Origin of the sequence: Polaribacter sp. (genome assembly GCF_965656025.1) — a bacterium.
In the GTDB taxonomy this organism is placed as follows: Bacteria; Bacteroidota; Bacteroidia; order Flavobacteriales; family Flavobacteriaceae; genus Polaribacter.
The window spans coordinates 1-1,256 of sequence record NZ_CBFHJT010000148.1; the positions used below are offsets into that span (position 1 = coordinate 1).

2 protein-coding genes are annotated in these 1,256 nt (G+C 38.6%); both read right to left on the reverse strand.

Annotated elements, in window-relative coordinates; all coding sequences use genetic code 11:
* The coding region (gene fabF / locus ACTG3S_RS14485; RefSeq protein WP_439130039.1) for a beta-ketoacyl-ACP synthase II at window positions 1-1,063 on the reverse strand (1,063 nt) is incomplete at its 3' end.
* A 7-nt stretch (window positions 1,064-1,070) separates the two neighbouring features.
* The coding region (locus ACTG3S_RS14490; RefSeq protein ID WP_439130040.1) for an acyl carrier protein at window positions 1,071-1,256 on the reverse strand (186 nt) is incomplete at its 5' end.

The following is a 1,256-nucleotide window of genomic DNA, read 5'->3' on the forward strand; positions in this document are numbered from 1 at the left end:
AAGCAATAGACTCTATAGCGCCTGCTGCTCCTAATAAGTGCCCAGTCATAGATTTTGTAGAATTAATATTGATGTTCCTTGCATGGTCTCCAAAAACTTCTGAAATTGCTTTTAGTTCTGCAACATCTCCTAAAGGTGTAGAGGTACCATGTGTATTAATGTGATCTACCTCTTGTGGTTGAATACCTGCATTTTCTAAACAGTTTTTCATTACCGCAATTACACCAATACCTTCTGGATGTGGTGCTGTTATATGGTGTGCGTCAGAAGACATACCACCACCAATTACTTCTGCATAAATTTTTGCGCCTCTAGCTTTTGCGTGTTCGTAACTTTCTAAAACAATAGCTCCTGCTCCTTCTCCTAATACAAAACCATCTCGTTCTGCATCAAAAGGTCTAGAAGCTGTTTCTGGACTCTCGTTTCTCGTAGAAAGTGCGTGCATTGCACTAAAACCACCCATACCAGCAATGGTAACTGCTGCTTCTGAACCACCCGTTACAATAACATCACAAGTACCTAAGCGAATGTAGTTTAACGCATCTATCATTGCGTTTGCAGATGATGCACAGGCAGATACTGTCGTATAATTGGGTCCCATAAATCCATTTTTAATAGAAATATTTCCAGGAGCAATATCTGCAATCATTTTTGGGATAAAGAACGGATTGAACCTTGGAGTACCATCTCCTGCAGCAAAGTTTAAAACTTCGTTTTGAAACGTTTCTAAACCACCAATTCCTGCTCCCCAAATTACGCCAACACGTAATTTATTTATTTCGTCTAGATTTAATTTTGCATCTGCAATTGCTTCATCAGAAGCTACCATTGCATACTGCGTAAATCTATCCATTTTCCGCGCTTCCTTTCTATCTAAAAAGTCAGTCGCTTTAAAATTTTTAAGCTCACATGCGAAACGAGTTTTGAACTTGGCAGCATCATAATACGTTACAGGTGCTGCTCCGCTAACTCCGTTAACTAAGCCCTTCCAATATTCTTCAATATTATTACCTATTGGCGTTAATGCGCCAAGTCCAGTGACTACAACTCGTTTTAACTGCATATAAATGTTACTTTTTTGCTTCTTCTATATAGCTAACTGCTTGACCAACTGTACCAATGTTTTCAGCTTGATCGTCTGGAATTTGAATATCGAACTCTTTTTCGAATTCCATAATTAACTCAACAGTATCTAAAGAATCTGCTCCTAAATCGTTTGTGAAGCTAGCTTCTGATGTTACTTCGTTATCGTCTAC